The sequence below is a fragment of the Clostridium sp. AM54-37XD genome (assembly GCF_003478225.1).
GTDB classification, from domain to species: domain Bacteria; phylum Bacillota; class Clostridia; order Lachnospirales; family Lachnospiraceae; genus Coprococcus; species Coprococcus ammoniilyticus.
The window spans coordinates 279,851-299,590 of record NZ_QUEV01000001.1 but is presented as its reverse complement, the minus strand read 5'-3'; the positions used below and the strand labels follow the sequence as shown (position 1 = coordinate 299,590).

Below are 19,740 nucleotides of genomic sequence, written 5' to 3'. Positions count from 1 at the left end.
CAAACAGACCATCTGGCTGTCTGCCGATATTACTGTTTATCTCATATACATGATCACTATGCTTTCTTGCCAAGAGCTTTCTTTCTCGCAAGATATTTCTTCTTGATATACTTTCCTGCTGTGGATAAGTCACCTGACTTCCAGCCGGAGGTTTTCTTTGTTGATGGTTTAAGCAAAGATGCCGACTCGTTCTTATTACTGAGGCTCCAACAGAAATAACTGATGTTATATTTGTTAAGCAGCTTCATCCATTTGTCTGCGGATGCCTTGTTAATGGCTCCGTCGCCACTGGCCGGTGATAAACCAAACTCAGATACAATGATCGGAAGCTTCTTCTTTCTTGCATAAGCAACCTTTGCCGGAAGATATTCATTGTGCGCCCACTCACTTGTGTAGAAATGCAGGGAGTACATGATATTCTTATATCCCTTGATTGGGCTGTCTGCAACTTCATTTGACGTTCCATCCGTTCCAAGCTGTGACCAGGTTGGTGTTCCCACGATAATAACTGCTTTCTTGTCGTATTTGCGGATCGTTTTGATAATGTCTGTCGCATAGGATTTGATCTCTTTCCAGCCACAGCCATTTGGCTCATTGCAGATCTCATAAATAACATTTTTATTGTTCTTATATTTCTTTGCCATCGTGGTAAAGAATTTCTTCGCCTGCGCCTTATTCTTATTCGGATTCCCGTCACTTAAGATATGCCAGTCGATGATCGCATACATACCAAGATCGGTCGCATATCCGACTCCCTTATCCACCAGTTTCCGAAGCTTTGCCTGACTGCCGCCACTGCAATAGCCATTGTATTCTTCGGTATACATTGCCAACCGGATCGCATTCACGCCCCAGTCATCACGAAGCGTCTTGAATGCTTTCTTATTCACATATGGCGATCCGACATCCCAGTTGATTCCATGTGTGCTGATACCACGGAGCTGGAATTTATTTCCCTTACTGTCGACCAGGTCTGCTCCCTTTACAGACAGTCTTCCATGCTTTGCAACCGGTGTTGTAGCTGCCGCTTCCGCCGTTCCATTTCCACCAAATACACAGATTGTAAACAGCATAACAACTGCCATGATCCATGCAATCAGACGTTTTCCCTTTCTCATACGCTCTCCTCCTGTTTTTGCATTTTTCCTGTATTTATAGTATCCTACTTTTCCTTTTCTGCCAAGAACCCATGGATCATTTTTTACCGGATTTGATCATTATTTTTACCTTGTTTTTCTTGACAAATAGGTGCGCCCATACTATTATGAGAGCGTATTCAAGATTAACTATGTAATCGCTTTTAAGCGGACGTATGGATTAAGGTTTTAATCGTATTTCTCTCATAAATGATGCACGTTTTCATTGGGTACAAGCAAGAAATATATAAGGAGGTACCCACATGAACAACGGTACAGTAAAATGGTTTAACGCAGAAAAAGGTTATGGATTTATCTCAAACAATGATGGAAGCGGAGATGTATTCGTTCATTTCTCAGCTATCCAGGGTGAAGGATATAAGACACTTGTTGAAGGTCAGCAGGTTACATTCGACACAGAGGAAGATCCTAAGGGTGGTTCAAGAACAAGAGCTACTAACGTTGTAATCGTTAAATAATTTTCTACTTTGAATAAAAAGGCTGAGGCTCTATATCAATTTATTCCGCAGAACACTTTCGTTCGAACAGGTCTGCTTCATAAATTATATAGAGCCTCAGTCTTTTATTAAGTTTTTCTTTTATTATTTCTCTAAGATATCGATATCTAACATTTACAGATCAAGGCTATTTTCATTTTGATATTTTAGGGACATTGTGCCCTTCTTTTTTAACAGAAAACACAGGGATTGCCCCTGTACAGACCATAAGCCCCATTATAATATGACATCAACGAAGGTTCCGTCGTGAAATGCATATTGCCAGTAAATACGAGCGCTTGTCTGAGCCAACGTTTAGTTGGCGAGTTAGCGCAGGAGTATTTACGAATCAGGCATATGCATTGAACAGAAACCGTAGCGAGTCATTTATAATGGGGCTTATAGTCTGTACAGGGGCAATTCCTGTGTTTTATATTTAAATTAAGCTTTTATTATTTCTCTAAGATATCATAGATCAGATCCATGATCTTGTCGCCTGCTTCTGCGGACATCTTCTGAGCCTCATCATATGAGCTGCCCTTGATTCCATAGTAGAACTTGATCTTTGGCTCTGTACCGGATGGTCTTACTGCAAGCCATGCATCATTCTCTAATTCATAGTAGAGAACATTTGAGTTCGGCATACCGGTCTTAACAGTTTCGCCTGTCTCAAGGTTCTTGATTGTCTCCAGACGGTAGTCACGAACAACCTTTGTCTTATATCCGGCGATCTCTGCCGGTGTATTGTCACGAAGTACATTCATGATGTGTCCGATCTTCTTGGAACCTTCTACACCCTTCAGAGTTACAGTCTTGATATCATCTACATAGTAGCCGTATTTCTCATACATATCCATCATAACATCCCATAAAGTCTTACCCTGTCCTTTATAGAATGCAGCAGCTTCGCAAAGTGCCATTGTTGCTACGATGGCATCCTTATCTCTTGCATGTGTTCCGATCAGACAGCCGTAGCTCTCTTCGAAACCAAAGAGGTAAGTTCCCTTTCCTTCCTGCTCGAAGCGTAAGATCTCACGTCCAATGTTCTTGAAACCTGTGAAGCACTCGATCAGGTCTGTATCGTAATATTTTGCGATCGCATCAACCATATTTGTTGTAACGATCGTCTTAATGATCGCACCGTCCTCCGGCAGCTTGCCATCGCGTGCTTTCATCTGACTTACTTCATATTCACACAGAAGGCTTCCTGACATGTTACCGGTAAATACCTTATATTCGCCTGTCTTGGAATCCTTTGCATATACACCAAGTCTGTCTGCATCCGGATCAGTTGCAAGAACGAGGTCTGCATCTACTTTCTTTGCAAGATCAAGAGCAAGGGCGAATGCTTCCTTTGCTTCCGGATTTGGGTAAGCAACTGTTGGGAAATTACCATCCGGAAGTTCCTGTTCCGGAACAACATATACATTTTCAAATCCAAGATCAGAAAGAATTCTTCTTGCAGGAATATTTCCGGTACCATGAAGTGGTGTATATACGATCTTCAGATCCTTACCATATTTATCAATAGCATCCTGATGAAGAACCAGCTTCTTCAGTTCGCCCATATATGCATCATCAACTTCTGCACCGATCGTTACCAGAAGTCCTGCTTTGATCGCATCGATCATTTCCATTGTCTTGGTATCTGCAAAATCTGTAATGGCCTTAACCTCTGCCATGATTCCCGTATCATGTGGAGGTGTGATCTGCGCACCGTCTTCCCAGTATACTTTATAACCATTGTATTCCGGTGGATTGTGGCTGGCTGTTACATTAATACCTGCTACACAGTCCAGATAGCGAACTGCAAATGACAGCTCCGGTGTTGGACGTAAAGACTCGAATCTGTATGCCTTGATTCCATTTGCTGCAAGACATAATGCTGCTTCCATGGAAAACTCCGGTGACATTCTTCTGGAATCATATGCAATAGCAACACCCTTATCCTGTTTGCCCTGCTTGATGATATAATTTGCAAGACCCTGTGTTGCTTTACGGACAACGTACTTGTTCATTCTATTTGTTCCGGCACCGATAATACCACGAAGTCCGGCAGTACCAAATACCAGATCACAGTAGAATCTTTCTTCTATCTCTTTTGGATCATCCTTGATTGAAAGAAGTTCATCCTTAGTCTCCTGACCAAATAATGGATTGTTGACCCACTGCTCATATACTTCCATATAATTGCGTTCGCTCATTTTAATATTTCCTCCTGTGCGTTCCTTTAAAACATTACACTTAATATATTTCCTAAATCCCAAAGTTAGATTTTCTCACACATGACATTATACATTCAAATTCCTAACTTGTGAACCCATAATGATTGCAAAAATCACTCAAAAATTTTTGTTTTTCTTGTTCATCTGTTATAAGTTTACTGAGTTTTTCGAGATTTGCAGGGGAAATCCAGCATTTTCTGGAGTTCATATAGCGGTTGCTGACCTTCCAGAACTTCTCCGGATAACTATATAATATGTAGATATACCGATAATCTTCTCGGGTGAGCGGCAGAATACGATCGTATTCTTCTATGATCTTCACCGCCATATCGAAGTTATAATTATTCTTTTCCATGACCTTCCGTATAAACTGATATAAGTCGATCAACTGATATCCGACATGAAACCGGTCAAAATTCACAGTCGCCAGATACCCACCGCAAAACAACACACTGTGGTAATTATATGCTCCATGGCAATATCCGATATGCCCGGCAATATTTGTCCGGTCGCAGGCATCCATCATCGCCTGACAGTCGATTGCCTGTCTGTAAAATGCGTCATATGCTTCTATATATAAGAGTTCAAAATCATTCTTCGTCGGACGCTTTGAGATAAAGCTCCGGATTTTTTTCATTTCCTGCGTTTTTCGTCTGAAGTTGCCCGGCTCACGGTACGCATACGTTCTCCCCTCTTTTGCATACAGCTCACGCCCCCGGATATGAAATACCGCAAGATTTGCAGCCGCCTGATTCAGATCGCAGATACTTCCGGAATTACATTCCCGTCCCTCAAAATATTCCCGCATCACATATGGATTCCCGTAGCGGTCGCAGGTGATCAGCTCTCCTTCCCGGTTCGGCACGCAGCAGTCAATATGGTGAAATCCTGTCTCATACAGATTTTCCTTAAATTCCCGTTCCTGCTCCAGCCGCTCCTCGCTGCCGTCAAATGGAGATATCTGCCTGATTCCCCGATCCGTTTTCAGGATCATAGATCCCCGGCCTCTGACGGCACCCAGTATTTCCATGTCATATGCTTCGTAGACTTCACTCATTTTCTCAGACAAAAAATCCCCTCCTTGAATTGTCTTCATACTTTGTATGAATCGGAAATCCCGATAAGTAATTGTATGAGGGAACCTTCAAATTCATTCTTAATTTCTGTCCAGAAAATTTGCGCACTTTCTATAATCCACGTATTATATTCAAATAGTCTTGTCTGCCATCCACTACCGCATATACAATAACCGTTTTCTTCTCTTCATTAATTTTATAAAAAAACAGATTCTTTTTTAGTATAAGGACTTTATATCCTTGTCGTTTAAGAACAAGGTATCTTGGATCTGTTCCAATATATGGATCATTTCCAAGTTCAAGAATTTTTTTCTCTATATAATCAAGTTGTTCCAAAGCTACTTCATTGCCAAAATTCTGAGCTATATATAAAATTATTTTTCTGATTCCTGCATCCGCAGTATCAGTTCGTATTACCTCATATTCCATACTTAGCCCTCCTGAAGCATTCTACGCAAATCATCAAATGTTTCAGTTATCGGTGCAACACGATTATTTTTTATATCATCCTCTGCCTCAGCTAATATTTCAAGTAACTCTATACGAGCTTTCATATTTTTATATTCTTCATATGAGAGGGCTACCGTATCACCTCTGCCATTTACTGTAATAATTACCGCTTCTTTATTTTCCTTACATTGTTTTGAAATATCATTATAATGGTTTCTTAAATCAGCCGATGGTCTGATTGATTCCTTTAATGTTAACATAAAAACCACCTCCGTTTATATTATATGCAAATTATATCATAATATGTCTATTTGTCCAATGTGTTTTACTGCCTGCAGGATTTCTTCGTTTTCCGAAATCGAACAAACCCATACGAATATACAGCAATGATAAATCCGTAGATCAATAAGAGCAAATACGGATATTAATCCGCTGTCCACTCCTTTAACGCTGCGGACAGTCTGCGGTCAATATCTTTTCTGGTTGCCTCACATTCCTTTGGATAATCTTTTGCAGCCTTAAAGACAAATTTCAATACAAATTTGAGTCCAACCGGAAGTGCGATCCGAAGCAAAGTTTCCGGCAATACAAAGTGAGTACCATGTTCATAAACAAGAGCATCGTATTCACATGTATGTGGATGTTCCTTCAAACGCTGATCCATACGGCGGACATATTTGCCAGCCTCCCAGAAGCTGTCATCATCCGCACCGATCAGGAATAAGCGGCCTTTTATATTCTCAACCTTTACCATTTCTTCCTCTGTATGCGGTCTTGCCTTTTCCGAATCTATAAACAAGCAGGTCGACCGTGTGATATCACCGGAGCCTTTTGTTTCTTCCTCAATCTTCTGCCAATACACCGGATGTTCATAGACAAATGGCATATAAGGCAGCGGCTTTCCCTGCCATGAAAGTGTGGATGCATTCGGTATCGGCCATTCCTTACAGCCATCCTTTTCTCCCTGTTCAAATCCCTGCCATACAAAATCACTGGCAGTAAGCCCAATCGTCATCGTAATATCCGGGAAATAAGATGCTGCAACGATCGCATCCATTCCGGCCGTGCTCATCCCCATAATACCGATTTTCCGGTTTCCATGATCCTGTAACCACTTTATTGCGGTCTGAATTCTTTCCAGCGGATTATTGACATGACTGTAATTTTTTCTGCCCGGAGATACACACATAGCATTTACACCCTGTCTGTGAAGCCATTTTGCTCCACATTTCGCCATATAATCATTCGGATCATCCCCAAATAATCCGATCACGGCACAATCCGCCCCTTTTGGATTTTCGTAATACGTTCCATAAAATCCATCTTTTTCGTTTTCAAAAAATTGTTTTTTCATGTTGTTCTCCTGTCTCTAACACAAGTTAGTATATTCTAACACCCATGGACAGTATACTCTAAATGACTGCCAGATTCCACACTTTCTTACATTTTCTTATCATATTCATCTGCAATACAATATCGGCAGATCAGATCCGTAAGCGCATCGATGACTTTTTCTTTATCATAGTCATTTTCATAGAAAGTCACCTCATGCACAACGGACTCCAATGCACATTGAAGGATCAGGGATGTGGTCTTAAGATCAGAGATTCTGAGCATTTGTTCATTCGTCTCAAGCAGTGAGAAAAATGTCCGAAATGCACCCGCGCGCGCCCTTGCTTCCAGTTCGTGCAAGTCATCATACTGCAGGGACAAGGCGGATATCTCCTTCTGGAATGCTGTCATGTATTCATGATTATGTAGGATCAGAGCAACGTATTTTCTGACAAATTCCCGCGGAGATGTGAACCCGGACACATCCATGATCGTGATCTCCTGTAAAGATTCATTATAAAGATCTGTGATCAATTCCTCATATAACGACTTCTTATCAACAAAATAGCTGTAAAATGTACCAATCGACACATTTGCTTTCTTTGCGATTTCATTGCTGCTGGTATTATGAAACCCTTTTGTCGAGAACAGCTCGACCGCCGCTTTCTTCAGTGCTTCCTTTTTCTCAATGCTTCTTTTCTGTTTTGGGATACGAATTTCTTCCGGCATGTGTTACTCCTTTATGTAAAAAACAATTCCGTTCATATAGTTTTACTGTTTCCAGTATAATCATATAAAAAAATAAAGTCAATAAAACATGAGTATATACTCACATTTCTATTGACAGCAAAATCCCGGCGTGATATTCTACAGCCATACATAATATAAGTTATAACTCACATTTTATTAATATAATATTATGTGTTTGCAGAGATATTATTTTTTAGAATACATTAAACGAACGATATGTGAAGTAAAAAACAGCAAACTTTCAGATTATGGAAAATCATGCTGACTTTTCAAACATATTGAAAGGAAATTTTGGAGGTAAAACATGATAAAGATTGAGAACTGGTCAACAGAAGATATAGAAAAATACAGCAGACTGATCGGGGAAGCATTTGCCGCATCTCCCGGAATCGCCGAGACGATTCCACATGATGACCTCGTCAAATCTTTCGAGATCATTACTGAATTCTATTACCGGATGGGTACGTTATATACAACCTCCGAAAAATATGAAGGCTTCCTCGCATACTGGGATAAGAATACCAGACAGCCCCTCGGACCTGCTCTGCATATGATCCGGAGAATGCTGCGCGAGATACCATTTAAATCATTATTAAATATCGCAACCGGATCAAACGAGCAATATAAGAAATTATACCGCAAAGAAAAAGATTATATCGCCGTCTCGATGGTAGTCGTCTTACAGGCTTATCAGGGACAGGGCTTCATGAAGAAGGTTCTGGAGCTGCCATTTGCAGAAGCCGCCAAACGTGGCTGCCCCTGCATTCTTGACACCGACAACATCCAAAAGGTTGTCAAATACGAACATTGCGGCATGACGAAAACTGCCGAGAAGAAGATGGCACATGATATTACTCTATATACCATGGCATATCTTCCTACATCCGCATAAATCCTGACATCATACAACCGCCTGCCGCACCGGCTTCCATCACCTGTGGCAGGCGTTCTTCATTGATTCCACCGATCGCATATACCGGGACCGGACAATTCGCACAGATCTCACGAACAAATTCCAGCCCTCTGCCCTTCAGCCCTTTCTTACATTCTGTCTCAAATATCGTTCCAAGCACAATCTGTGTCGCTCCGCTCTTAACTGCAAGCTCGACATCCTCCATGCTGTGACAGGACACACTGATCTCTTTAAAATTCGTTGTCAGCACATCACGCTGAACATCCGGCAAATCCTGCAACACAGGAATCGACAAATGAATATTCTCACAGCCAAGTCTTTCTGCAATCTCCATTCTGGAATGCAGAAAGACAGGTATGCCTGCCGTTTTGTATATTTCTAAAACCTTCGCTGCAAGCTTCTCATATTCTGCATCCGGCAGGTCTTTTTCCCGCAGGATCAATGCATGCGGATGCACCTGCGAAACCTTTTGAAGCTGCTCCAGAAAATCTCCGTTTACCAGCGCGCGATTGGTGATCACGATCGCATGCTCATAACATTTACACATAGATATAATCGTTTAAGACCGGCTGTAAGCCGCCCTTCTCCATATCCTGATACACGGACGTAAAGGAACGATCATCGTTGATCTCGAACTGCTCATCTCCTACATCCGCATCTTCCTTACCTTCGTATTTCTCCTCATGATCACCGATTCCGGTCGATACTCCGGCAGAAACCTTTGTTGCACAGATCTTCGTAATGCCGTTTCGGAATGTTGCGCTCTCACGGCTCGATACCGTGATTCCGGCAAATGGCAGGAACATCCGATATGCACAGAGCACCTGACAGAGCTCCTTCTCACCTACATCCCTTGGATTGATCTTCTCATTATTCACGATCGGACGCAGACGCGGACAGCTCAATGATAATTCTGCATGTGGGTATTTGCGGTTGATATAATAGACATGAAGTGCCGTTGCCAGTGCGTCCTTTCTGAAATCATCCAGTCCCAGAAGTGCCGAGAATCCGGCTCCACGCATACCGCCCATCAATGCACGCTCCTGCGCATCAAAACGATATGGCCAGACGCGCTTATGTCCCATCAGATGCAAGGTCTCGTATTTGTCCGTGTTGTATGTCTCCTGAAAAACAGTCACATAATCAACACCACATTCATGCAGATATTTGTATTCATCCACATTTACCGGGTAGATCTCGATTCCGATATTCTTAAAATATTTTCTTGCGATCTTCACCGCTTCCCCGATATATGTAACATCCGAATATGCCCGGCTCTCGCCTGTCAGGATCAGAATTTCTTCCATGCCGGTATGCGCAATAACCTGCATCTCATGCTCGATCTCCTCCATCGTCAGCTTCTTCCGGCGGATGTTGTTATAACAGTTGAAGCCACAGTAAATGCAGTAGTTCTGGCAATAGTTTGCAATATAAAGCGGTGTGAAGATATAGACCGTATTTCCAAAATGATTCTTCGTGATCTCCTCTGCTTTCCTTGCCATCTGTTCCAGATATGGTGCTGCTGCCGGTGACAGCAATGCCTTAAAGTCCTCGATCGTACAGCTCTCATGTGACAGTGCACGTTCTACATCTGCCGCAGTATAGGAATCATAGTCATATGCATCCATAGCCGCAAGTACTTTGTCCTTGATATCCGAATCGATCACCTGCATGCCTTCCATATATTCCATATGATTTGTCCGGAACGATGCATCCTGTTCCAGACGATGCTTGCGCGCTAGCGCTTCCTGTGGAAGCTTGTCACTGTCAACAAAATATACCTGATTTTCTTCGTTCATTTCCGACTGCCTCCTAATGCAAGAAACCTGTCAAAGGATCGGAAGCACTTCCGCCTCTTGCAAGGACACGACCCATTCCGGTCAGGTATGCTTTTCTTCCTGCTTCGATCGCAAGTTTAAATGCTGCTGCCATCTCCGGTACATCACCTGCTGTTGCGATGGCGGTATTTGCCATGATCGCAGCCGCACCCATTTCCATTGCTTCACATGCCTGAGATGGTTTTCCGATGCCGGCATCTACGATGATCGGCAAGTCGATCTCATCGATCAGCACCTGGATCATAGCCTTTGTCGCAAGCCCCTTATTACTTCCAATCGGAGCTGCAAGCGGCATAACAGCAGCCGCACCTGCACTCTGAAGATCCCTTGCTACATTTAAGTCCGGATTCATATATGGCAGTACCACGAAGCCTTCCTTTGCAAGGATCTCGGTTGCTTTCACAGTCTCATAATTATCCGGGAAGAGGTATTTTGCATCACGCATGATCTCTACCTTTACAAAATTGCCGCAGCCCATTGCCCGGCTAAGTCTTGCTATGCGGACAGCCTCTTCGGCATTTCTTGCACCGGAGGTATTCGGAAGCAGGGTAACTCCTTCCGGAATATAGTCCAGAATATTCTCACTTTCCTGTGTATTTGCACGTCGTAATGCAAGGGTGATGATCTCTGCCCCTCCCTGTTCGACTGCTGCCTTGATCAGATTCAGGTTGTATTTGCCTGATCCTAAGATGAAACGGCTCTTGAATTCCTTGCCGCCTAAGATGAATTTATCTTCCATGTTGTCTCCTTTTCTCTGCCGAGAAATAAATGTTAGAGTTATATATATTATAATACTCGTATACCTTGACATTACCAACCAAGGGACGCTTCCGCTCGTTGAGTCCTGCAGCGGTACTAAGATGCCGCTTATGCGCCATCAAGTACCGGCGGACTCAAATGCCCTTGTTTTGGTAAATCAAGGCATCCGGGTATCATGTAATCTCTAATTTTTCTCTAACATTTATTTCTCCATTATCAATTGTAATACTTTGTTTGCCTCATGTGCCGCGCAGGCAGCTACCCGCGGAGCCATGAGTCCTATACCGTCGCCGACATCAGTGCTCTGATCTCCGCACACATACAGACGGCGCATCATCTGGCGCGTTTTTATCGCATTCGTATCTGCATACCCTGCCATGCCATTTCCCGATACAATAGTTGCATCCGGGCACTGCATCAGCAGTTCGCGTACCAGCATCGCCTTCTGATCCGGTTTGTCAAATGCTTCACACACGATCGGATATCCACCGAATAATTCCTTTACATTGTCCGGGGTTACTTTCGTCTGCACTGTCTCATACGTCAGATATGGATTGATCTGATACAGGGTTTCGAGCAGGGCTTCCGTCTTCGGCTTCCCGAGCTGGGATATAAAGTACATCTGACGATTGAGATTCGTCACATCCACCACATCGAAATCCACCAGAAGCAAATGTCCGACGCCACTTCTTGCAAGCATGACTGCAATATTTGACCCAAGTCCACCGATACCTGCAACAGCCACCTTCGCCGCACGTAACTTCACCTGCATCTCTTTCGGAAATCTTGCATCAAATGCACGATCCAGTTCTTCCTGCGAGATCAGTTCCTGCATTTTCTTCTGCATCTCTGTCATGTCTCAACCTCCACCAACAAATCGTAATACCTCGATCACATCTTCATCCTGAATGATCGTATTGCCAAGTTCATCTTTTGGAATAATGTCCAGATTGCGCTCTACAACGACACGCTCCGGCTCAAATCCGGCTTCCTTCAAATATTCCAGAAGATTCTTACCGGCAATCTCTTTTTCTTCACCATTGATTTTTACCATGTATGTTCTCCTATCTTTATTAATTACACATTCTCTGCACTACAGGACATATGCCCTGTAACACAAAAAGGCACCGGATCATACAACTATAACGGTATGATCCGGCGCCTGTTATCTTCCTTGTGAAAAGTGGTGCCCCCAGTTCACAAATATTCATGTAAAATCATTTTACCTTATGCAGGGTGTTTGTGCAAGGACTTATTCATTTCACTATTGCAAACCGGAGTTTATTAAAGACGATTACCACTCATCTACTTCTATAAGTTTTTCCTGCAATGTCTCCTCAAGATCTGTAAAACCTGCAATACTTTCCAGGCAAGTTCAAAAGTCAGATTAAACTGAACGGTAACACCCATTCGATATATAGCATTGCTGTCTGCTAGATCAAAATCTGCTTTGCCTTGCCATTTGTAAATTGTATAACCGGTCCTGAAATTATAACCGTAATGATCGTACACGCTCCAAACTTTCCTCCCAGGATTACACCTGTCACGACCATTAAAATATCTAATATCATACGAACGATCTTAACCTGCCAGTTATTTTTCTCTGCCAATGCAAAGGTTACTGCTTCATAAGAACCTCTGCCAAGAGATGCAGATGCATACAAACCTGTTCCAACTGCAAATAAGATCACCCCTGCCAGCATAATGAAGAAATTTATCCACATATATTTGCTGTATATATGGCATTTTGCAAACAAATCCACACACCCACTGTACACAACCTGATACAAAAATGTTCCTATATGAATCTGCGACCTGTCATAAATAGCCGCAAATAAGATCATCACAACAGCTACAACAAACGAAGCCATTCCGATACTTATATGAAATGTTTCTGAAATACCCTGCCACAAAACTGCAAGTGTTGCGCCTCCAAATCCCGCATACAAGGCAAGTGTGATTCCATAAGCTGCAATAACAGAACCTACTATAATTATCACTATTTTTTCAACCAATTCTTTGATGACATCATGTTCTTCCTCCATCTTCTGTAATTACATAAATAAAAAAGACTATAGAGCATACTGTTATGTTCAGAAACAGCAAAATCTATAGTCTTCTTTAACGCCGAGACAAGCATTTATATTGTTCTATATATACTGCATTGTATTGTTTTTGTCAATTTCCTTACTTCTTTATCATTCCAATTTATTTTTCACTTGACTATAATTTCATTTTTTTGCTAAATACGAAAGTTGCAAAAGACAAATGCACAAATGAAATCCAGAATGAAGATGCGCAGATCGTTGAGAATGCAATGTATTAAATTCTGGTCACATGGAAATTACAGCAGTCATCCCCCTGTGCCAGCGTCTTCGTCCGATGTAACTGCCCGCCTTCATTCCGGTAATTCCGCTCATCCATATTGCACAGACACGGAACAAATTCAAAACAGTTTTCCCTCTTACCGAGCTTACAGATACCACATTCCGTATATGTATTATAGAATTCATCGATTCCTTTTTCATAATGGAATTTCCAGTCAAGCTCATATTTTGATGTCTGGCTTGCTATACTTTCCTGCACTTTTTTATCCTGTACCTCATCTGTAAATAACGTACATTTTTTATTTGCATGTGCCTTCACCATAAACGGTGAGTCAAATACGGCAGTTACCATCTCGTTTACAACATCGGGATCAATCTTATCCGGCTCTGCTTTATGTAAGGAGAAAACAAATGCTGCAATATACAGATTCATTTCCAACGAACTGCCCCCTATGTCCGGGGTTCTCAAAAGCATCGCCTTGAATTCACGTTTTACCTTTTTCTTGTAGTCTTTCATATCCATATCCGGGTATATCTCTGCAAGTCTGGCTAAGGCTGATTTAAAACATAACAATTCTACTGCTTTTGCATAAATTCCGTATTTCAGCACACTTATCATCTATCCTTTCGTTTTCCAATGGCTCTTATTTCTTCAGGATCTGTGCGATCTCACTTTAAAAAAGTGTACAGATCCATGCAACTACAGCACAGATCGGAATATAAATAATGAAATGTAATATGTGTGTCTTCTTGTTATATCCGAACATATGCGGACCCACAACGCCTTTCAGTTCCGGATAGAAATGTGGGAAGAAGTTCGAATGACAGAGAAGCACCCAGTCAAAAAAGCAGATATCATAGATCTCCATACAATAAAGCATGATAAAGAATCGTGCAAAGAAATTTAAAAATCCATAATCATTTTTTACACCATCCCATACGCCTAGAACAACTGCACCTATAAACATAAGAAGTGCGATCACTTCTATGACCCAGCCGATCGCATGCGCACCACGGAACCGCTCTTTTGAATCAGGAATGACTTCCAGATTCTCCTTTGGTGCAGACGAGAAAAACCTCTTATCCTGAATAAAACCGACTACTCCATATAAAATGAGGAAATACGCCACCCAGATCATAACCGTTGCAACTATCGTTATCACCATTTTACTCTCAACCTCCTAAGTACTTTGAGTTAGTTCTATCTAACGATTATTATAGCATACTGACTTATGATTACAAGCCACTTTCCCCTTATAATTCCTTATATAAAAAGATGGGAGCCTGTGCTCCCACCTTCATAACCTAACTTAATTTTTCTACCTTGTTTCTCTGTATTTTCTTCAAAAATACATATCCCGCTAGGCATGAGACAAATTCTGTAATCGGGAACGCCCACCAGATCAACGAAACACCCATCTGACCATTTCTTACAAAAACAGAAAAAATAGCTGCCAATGGCAATATGATCACAAGCTGTCTGAGAAGTGATATTATCAGCGACTCAAGACCGCCATTCAATGCCTGATAGATGCCCTGATATGCCACATTGATTCCGGCAAATACAAAACTGATCGAGATAATTCTCATTGCACCGATAAAATACGCTCTTGACTGACCTGCATTGAACAGCGAGGCAAAGGCATTTGGAAAAATCTCTGTGATGAGAACGCCCAGGATCATCAATGCTATGGTATAAATAAGACCATAGCGGATTCCATCTTTGATCCTTTTCTTGCTTCCCATGCCATATGCAAAAGCTATGATCGGAGTGATTGCATCTCTCAGTCCAAATGCAAGGAACAATACAAACTGCTGCACCTTATAAAACAATCCATATGCCGTCTGGGCAGAAGGATTGAATTTTAAAATAAGATTCATCGCATAAACCATAATTGACATAAGTGCCTGTGCAATGATTGCAGGAAGACCAATGGAATAGATTTCTTTCATAGTTCTGGCACTCGGCTTCATATGTTTTATTCCATGTTCAAATTCCTTATTTAACTTCAGATGAAATACCAGAAGCAAACCGGCAGATACGATCTGTCCTATGACGGTAGCATATGCGGCTCCCGCTACTCCCATTTCCGGAACAGGGCCAATACCATAGATCATGATCGGGTCAAGAATAATATTTATAACAGCTCCCGCAACCTGACCGATTGTTGAATAAAGGGAACGTCCTGTTGCCTGTAATAATTTTTCAAACAATGAAAAGAAGATAATGCCAAAGGACAACACACAGCAGATCCGCAAGTATGTTGTTCCCATCGAGATAACTTCCGGATCAACGGTCTGTGATGAGATGTAGGCTTTCACTCCAAAGATACCAAATAACAGACATACCACATAAATAATTCCACCAAGAAATAAGCTGTTGCCTGCAACTCTTGCTGCTTTTTTCACATCTCTCTGTCCAAGTGTCATGGCAAGAAGTGCATTTGTTCCTACACCTGTTCCGATTCCTACAGCCACCATAAGCATCTGAACCGGAAATACCAGTGTGAGTGCATTTAATGCCGCTTCACTCCCCACCTCCATATTGCCTACAAATGCACTGTCCACAATATTATAGACAGCCTGCAATGCCATCGATAAGATCATCGGTATTCCCATCTGAACCATCAGCTTATTTACCGGCATCTCCCTCATCTTATTACTTTCCACCATCTTAATTTAATCCTCCTTTTTCACACAAAAAAAGTGTGTACTTATCTTATAAGTTGGACTTACGCTGATAAGCTACACACTTTCTAATGGCAATATATAATTAAAAAAACGAGCAGCAAAACTGGATTTACGCATGTTTGCTACTCGTTCAAGACGTTATTATATTTCTCATTTTCGAAAAAGTCAAACGGAAAATTGGGATAGCTTTAATCCGACAAACTCTGCCCGACTTTCTTGGTTTGCTGTGTGGCTGCTCCTTTGATACATAACTTCCAGCCAGATGAATGCGGTTAAAATATGCCATATGAAACGAACTCCTTATTTTCTCTTATCCCGGACAAATAATGATCCGGCGTTTTTCTGTTACACTCATAGTTTACATTGAAATATCACGCAAAAAAAGTACGCACTTTTTTATTACATAGTCACCTTTTCGTAACCACTTACTTCATTAAAAAAGATCCAGCATATTATCCAGATAGACAGCCTCCCGGACGTGCAGTTGATATTCCGGTTTTGTCATATAATAAAGCAAAAATTCCAGGACCAACGCACTGCCAAGACTCCGCCCCTCAATCTTAAAATGAGAAAATCCCATCGGCAGATATGTTTCTTTTATATCATTGATTCCGATAAATCCCGGATTTGTCATTGCCTTTGAAAAACGATAACCGCCCATGACATCCGAAGCCGTACACTCATGCTCCGGGCAGTCCTCTCCAAGATTCTTGCGACTGACCGTTTCATAACATTTGCGTCTGTCCTTGCAGCCAAAGGAACAACATTCATTACACAGGAATTCCACTTTATCCCTCTGCGACTGTGTCAGTGTTTCCCATTTGTCCCATGCCTTATTCAATCGGAAATCCGGCACAACATAACGGAAATCTTTCCGATCTGTCTCCTTTACCAACTCCTCAAAATCTGTCAGAACCTTTGTAGTCGATGATACAAAATAAAAACCCGGATATTGCTTTTTCAGGTAATCCAACAACAGCTCCGAATGCACGATCACCCCATTTTCTGCCTTTCCGTTTTTTTCAAATAATCTGCAAAGCTCGTTACATCTCTTATCTGCCAGATGCTCCTCGCAAAGCAGCGAGTTACTGAAGGTCAGCCGGGCTGAGATTCCATACTCGTCCATCAATTCCCGAACATCCTCCGGATCACAATCACCATATCCAACACGTCCGCCACCCCACAGGCAGTCCGCCGGAGCACCATAGATCGAACCGATCTCGCACCAGTCATAGAAATATTCTCTGTGCTCACGGAACAATGGCAGGAAGATACGATACAGCTCATAGAATTCGAACAGTCCCGGCAAATGATAATATGCTGTTTTATCTGTATGAATACATGCGTTTTTCGGTGCTTTACTAAATGTAATTGTAAATGGCTTCTGCATATATTACCTCATTTTATACTTTTTTTATATTTTCCTTTATTTTATACTTTTTTACAAGATAATTTCTATAAAGTAAGAATGCCGATAGTTCCCGGCTCTCGAACGTGACCATTATATAAGAAAAAGCAACCCGGCAAACATGATCACCCCGATTACATTTGCTTTTGCCGGAAGTTTTGTTGGCAGGATCACGATTGCAAGCGGCAGCAGATTAAAAATACATGCCCATGCCGGAAGTGAAGTTTTTCCTGCCACAACAGCAATAAAAAATGCTGCCGCAAATACCAACATTCCCAGATATCCCAGATACATCGTATAACAGGTTGTCTTAAAGAAATCCCATACCGCGTGCAGAGCTTCTTCTGTCAGATTTAATTTTACAAAAAACCATTCAACCAGACAACAGAACAGATGATGCAATACAAGATTGATAAACATGACAAGTGTTGCTATCAGCATGATCAGATAATATGTTTCTGAATACTGCTGCATCCAGTCACAAAGAGCTATGTATCCGAATATCTCAAGCGTCATTGCACACACGCCCAACAACATCGCAACCGACAGATTCTTCAGTGGCATTCCATGAAAGGCTACCTTGGATTTTTCATAATCCTTAAAATTTGTCAGATCGACTTTTCCATTTGGAGCATATGTCAGAAATCCATCTGAAATCCCACACAATATATGCCCGATCAATGCCATCACCATAAATATTTTCCACTGTAACATAATATCTATTCTCCTTTATAAAAAAAATATGCCAATACAGTTAGCCTCTGCTAACTATATTAGCATATTCTTCATCAACCATGCAAATGCTTTCGCCGTCCGGAGCACCATATTAAATTATAAACGTTTCCAGATCATCCGGGATCAGAAGATTCCCACTGAAATATTTTCTTCCTTCTTCATAATACAATTCTTTTCGATGTGAAAGATTCCGATCCTCTGTATGATACAGCAACAGATTTTTCACATGCAATTCTTCTGCAAACTCACAGGCATTTTTCACTGTTGAATGATGCTTCTCGTATGGATGGAATATATCCGCCTGACTATCCAGACAAAATGCTTCGTGCAACAACCATGTACTGTTCTCTGCATACTTCTTTTCACATGGATTGTATGGTTCATCTCCGCAGCAGGTTAATCTCTCTCCATCTCCCAGTTCCATGCAGAAACCGAACTGTTTCGCTTTTGTGGATTGGATATCAAAAAATGTAACCCGTTTATTCAAAATTTCAACAGACTCTCCATTTTTAACTGCTATCAGATGCAGCCGTTTACCGATAAAATCTGTCTCTTTCTTTGGCAGAAGTTTTCTGGCCAGATCAAGCAGCAGATCAATGACTTCATCATGTGCATATATCACAGCTTCGCCTTCATATTCGCCCTGCTTCATATGCTGGCATATCATACGGATCATCCATATGATACCCGTAATGTGATCGATATGTTTATGTGTCACAAAGATAGTTCTAACCTCTTTCCAGTCAATTCCAGCATGCTTTAACTGATGCAGAATGGCACTTCCACCGCCACCATCCACCATAAAATATTCCTCATTTTCCTGCAACACAAAACAGGTGTTATAACATTCCGTAACAAGTGCATTTCCTGTTCCAAGCATCGTAATATTCATAAAGTATCACCTTCTTCTGATCGTTCCTTTTGTTCGTTCCATCACCCATGCAAATGCTTTCGCCGTCCGGATTCCCGGTTCTTTAAAATGATTTCCCGAATTCCATTCCAGCATACTGTCAATCTCCTGCTCCTGCAGCCATCCATACAATTCCCGGATACAATCGCCTACCGCAGCCATAACCTGATTCTTCGTTCTTTCTTCCCGATCACCAAGACTCAGATAAACAGCAGGGCTTGCAATCCCATATTCTTTCACATACGAAAGAAATCCCGGAAACCAAACCGACGGGGATGCTGCCGCTATCCCGGCAAACCTGTCCGTCTGGCAGGATGCCCAAAGTGCAAACAGCCCCGCAAGGGAATATCCACCAAGACAATAAGTCTTACTTTCATCCTTACACAATTCCAATATCTGTGCCAGTAACGTCGACGCACCCTCGCCAAAATCTTCATTTCCAAATACAGCAGGTGCTCTCCACGGAGACAGATCCTGATTCCAGCTATCTACTTTAACTGCGACCATCTGAAATTCCAGAGAAGTCCTCTTCTTTATCTCTGAAACCTCATTTTCTATATCATGCACATCATGATCTCCCACTGGCTGAATCAATACAATATTTGCTTCCGGATCACCATATTTATATACAACCATTTTTGCTCTCCAAATTTAAGTATATTATTATAATATCTGAAACACCACCACTCCGCA

At 41.7% G+C, this 19,740-nt stretch carries 22 protein-coding genes; 2 read left to right on the top strand and 20 right to left on the bottom strand.

Annotated features, from left to right (window positions below; all coding sequences use genetic code 11):
- Positions 1 to 56: 56 nt before the first annotated feature.
- Positions 57 to 1,118 carry a glycoside hydrolase family 5 protein gene (locus DXA07_RS01330; protein WP_118483000.1) on the bottom strand — a complete coding sequence of 354 codons (1,062 nt, stop codon included), beginning with the start codon at positions 1,116 to 1,118 and terminating at the stop codon, positions 57 to 59.
- A 281-nt stretch (positions 1,119 to 1,399) separates the two neighbouring features.
- Here DXA07_RS01330 and DXA07_RS01325 point away from each other — a divergent pair, with 281 nt between their 5' ends.
- A complete protein-coding gene (locus DXA07_RS01325) occupies positions 1,400 to 1,615 on the top strand; it encodes a cold-shock protein (protein WP_008402359.1) in 216 nt (71 codons plus the stop codon).
- A 470-nt stretch (positions 1,616 to 2,085) separates the two neighbouring features.
- Here DXA07_RS01325 and DXA07_RS01320 read toward each other — a convergent pair whose 3' ends face one another.
- The 6 genes from DXA07_RS01320 to DXA07_RS01295 form a co-directional block, all read right to left on the bottom strand.
- On the bottom strand, positions 2,086 to 3,837 hold the full coding sequence (locus tag DXA07_RS01320) for a phospho-sugar mutase (RefSeq protein WP_117808003.1): 1,752 nt from the start codon (positions 3,835 to 3,837) through the stop codon (positions 2,086 to 2,088).
- A gap of 103 nt (positions 3,838 to 3,940) precedes the next feature.
- Entirely contained in the window at positions 3,941 to 4,927 is a 987-nt protein-coding gene (locus tag DXA07_RS01315) for a hypothetical protein (RefSeq protein ID WP_226801049.1), read from the bottom strand.
- Between the two features lie 118 nt (positions 4,928 to 5,045).
- Positions 5,046 to 5,363: a type II toxin-antitoxin system RelE/ParE family toxin gene (locus DXA07_RS01310; RefSeq protein ID WP_118482996.1), complete on the bottom strand. Its 318-nt coding sequence runs from the start codon at positions 5,361 to 5,363 to the stop codon at positions 5,046 to 5,048.
- 2 nt (positions 5,364 to 5,365) lie between these two features.
- Positions 5,366 to 5,644 carry a type II toxin-antitoxin system Phd/YefM family antitoxin gene (locus DXA07_RS01305; protein ID WP_008399788.1) on the bottom strand — a complete coding sequence of 93 codons (279 nt, stop codon included), beginning with the start codon at positions 5,642 to 5,644 and terminating at the stop codon, positions 5,366 to 5,368.
- A 164-nt stretch (positions 5,645 to 5,808) separates the two neighbouring features.
- Positions 5,809 to 6,738, bottom strand: coding sequence for an acyl-CoA thioester hydrolase/BAAT C-terminal domain-containing protein (locus DXA07_RS01300; protein WP_118482994.1), 930 nt, complete (start codon positions 6,736 to 6,738; stop codon positions 5,809 to 5,811).
- An 86-nt stretch (positions 6,739 to 6,824) separates the two neighbouring features.
- A complete protein-coding gene (locus tag DXA07_RS01295; protein ID WP_118482992.1) occupies positions 6,825 to 7,445 on the bottom strand; it encodes a TetR/AcrR family transcriptional regulator in 621 nt (206 codons plus the stop codon).
- 325 nt (positions 7,446 to 7,770) lie between these two features.
- On the opposite strand from DXA07_RS01295, the gene DXA07_RS01290 reads away from it, so the two are divergent.
- On the top strand, positions 7,771 to 8,358 hold the full coding sequence (locus DXA07_RS01290; protein ID WP_117807998.1) for a GNAT family N-acetyltransferase: 588 nt from the start codon (positions 7,771 to 7,773) through the stop codon (positions 8,356 to 8,358).
- Here the strand turns inward: DXA07_RS01290 and DXA07_RS01285 are convergent.
- The 13 genes from DXA07_RS01285 to DXA07_RS01220 all read right to left on the bottom strand — a co-directional run bounded on the left by DXA07_RS01285 (position 8,345) and on the right by DXA07_RS01220 (position 19,683).
- The gene (locus DXA07_RS01285) at positions 8,345 to 8,926 is read right to left on the bottom strand and encodes a thiamine phosphate synthase (RefSeq protein ID WP_118482990.1); all 582 of its coding nucleotides are present in this window, start codon (positions 8,924 to 8,926) and stop codon (positions 8,345 to 8,347) included. The genes DXA07_RS01290 and DXA07_RS01285 overlap by 14 nt on opposite strands.
- On the bottom strand, positions 8,919 to 10,178 hold the full coding sequence (gene thiH / locus DXA07_RS01280; protein WP_118482988.1) for a 2-iminoacetate synthase ThiH: 1,260 nt from the start codon (positions 10,176 to 10,178) through the stop codon (positions 8,919 to 8,921). Before thiH ends, DXA07_RS01285 begins: the two co-directional genes overlap by 8 nt.
- Before the next feature lie 13 nt (positions 10,179 to 10,191).
- The gene (locus DXA07_RS01275) at positions 10,192 to 10,956 is read right to left on the bottom strand and encodes a thiazole synthase (protein ID WP_118482986.1); all 765 of its coding nucleotides are present in this window, start codon (positions 10,954 to 10,956) and stop codon (positions 10,192 to 10,194) included.
- 222 nt (positions 10,957 to 11,178) lie between these two features.
- The gene (thiF, locus tag DXA07_RS01270; RefSeq protein ID WP_118482984.1) at positions 11,179 to 11,832 is read right to left on the bottom strand and encodes a sulfur carrier protein ThiS adenylyltransferase ThiF; all 654 of its coding nucleotides are present in this window, start codon (positions 11,830 to 11,832) and stop codon (positions 11,179 to 11,181) included.
- Positions 11,833 to 11,835: 3 nt separating this feature from the next.
- Positions 11,836 to 12,030: a sulfur carrier protein ThiS gene (gene thiS, locus DXA07_RS01265; protein ID WP_118482982.1), complete on the bottom strand. Its 195-nt coding sequence runs from the start codon at positions 12,028 to 12,030 to the stop codon at positions 11,836 to 11,838.
- 379 nt (positions 12,031 to 12,409) lie between these two features.
- Positions 12,410 to 13,021, bottom strand: coding sequence for a YitT family protein (locus DXA07_RS01255; RefSeq protein ID WP_118482979.1), 612 nt, complete (start codon positions 13,019 to 13,021; stop codon positions 12,410 to 12,412).
- Between the two features lie 277 nt (positions 13,022 to 13,298).
- Positions 13,299 to 13,913, bottom strand: a complete 615-nt coding sequence (locus tag DXA07_RS01250) for an L-2-amino-thiazoline-4-carboxylic acid hydrolase (protein ID WP_347559483.1) — start codon at positions 13,911 to 13,913, stop codon at positions 13,299 to 13,301.
- A 64-nt stretch (positions 13,914 to 13,977) separates the two neighbouring features.
- A complete protein-coding gene (locus tag DXA07_RS01245; RefSeq protein ID WP_118482975.1) occupies positions 13,978 to 14,469 on the bottom strand; it encodes a hypothetical protein in 492 nt (163 codons plus the stop codon).
- 139 nt (positions 14,470 to 14,608) lie between these two features.
- Positions 14,609 to 15,976 carry an MATE family efflux transporter gene (locus DXA07_RS01240; protein ID WP_118482973.1) on the bottom strand — a complete coding sequence of 456 codons (1,368 nt, stop codon included), beginning with the start codon at positions 15,974 to 15,976 and terminating at the stop codon, positions 14,609 to 14,611.
- Positions 15,977 to 16,427: 451 nt separating this feature from the next.
- Positions 16,428 to 17,384 carry a hypothetical protein gene (locus DXA07_RS01235; RefSeq protein WP_243013839.1) on the bottom strand — a complete coding sequence of 319 codons (957 nt, stop codon included), beginning with the start codon at positions 17,382 to 17,384 and terminating at the stop codon, positions 16,428 to 16,430.
- A gap of 111 nt (positions 17,385 to 17,495) precedes the next feature.
- Positions 17,496 to 18,116 (bottom strand): DUF6796 family protein, encoded by a 621-nt coding sequence (locus tag DXA07_RS01230; RefSeq protein WP_118482971.1) that lies wholly within the window; start codon positions 18,114 to 18,116, stop codon positions 17,496 to 17,498.
- Positions 18,117 to 18,228: 112 nt separating this feature from the next.
- A complete protein-coding gene (locus tag DXA07_RS01225) occupies positions 18,229 to 19,029 on the bottom strand; it encodes an MBL fold metallo-hydrolase (protein WP_118482970.1) in 801 nt (266 codons plus the stop codon).
- A 6-nt stretch (positions 19,030 to 19,035) separates the two neighbouring features.
- The gene (locus DXA07_RS01220; protein WP_118482968.1) at positions 19,036 to 19,683 is read right to left on the bottom strand and encodes an esterase; all 648 of its coding nucleotides are present in this window, start codon (positions 19,681 to 19,683) and stop codon (positions 19,036 to 19,038) included.
- Positions 19,684 to 19,740: the final 57 nt, after the last annotated feature.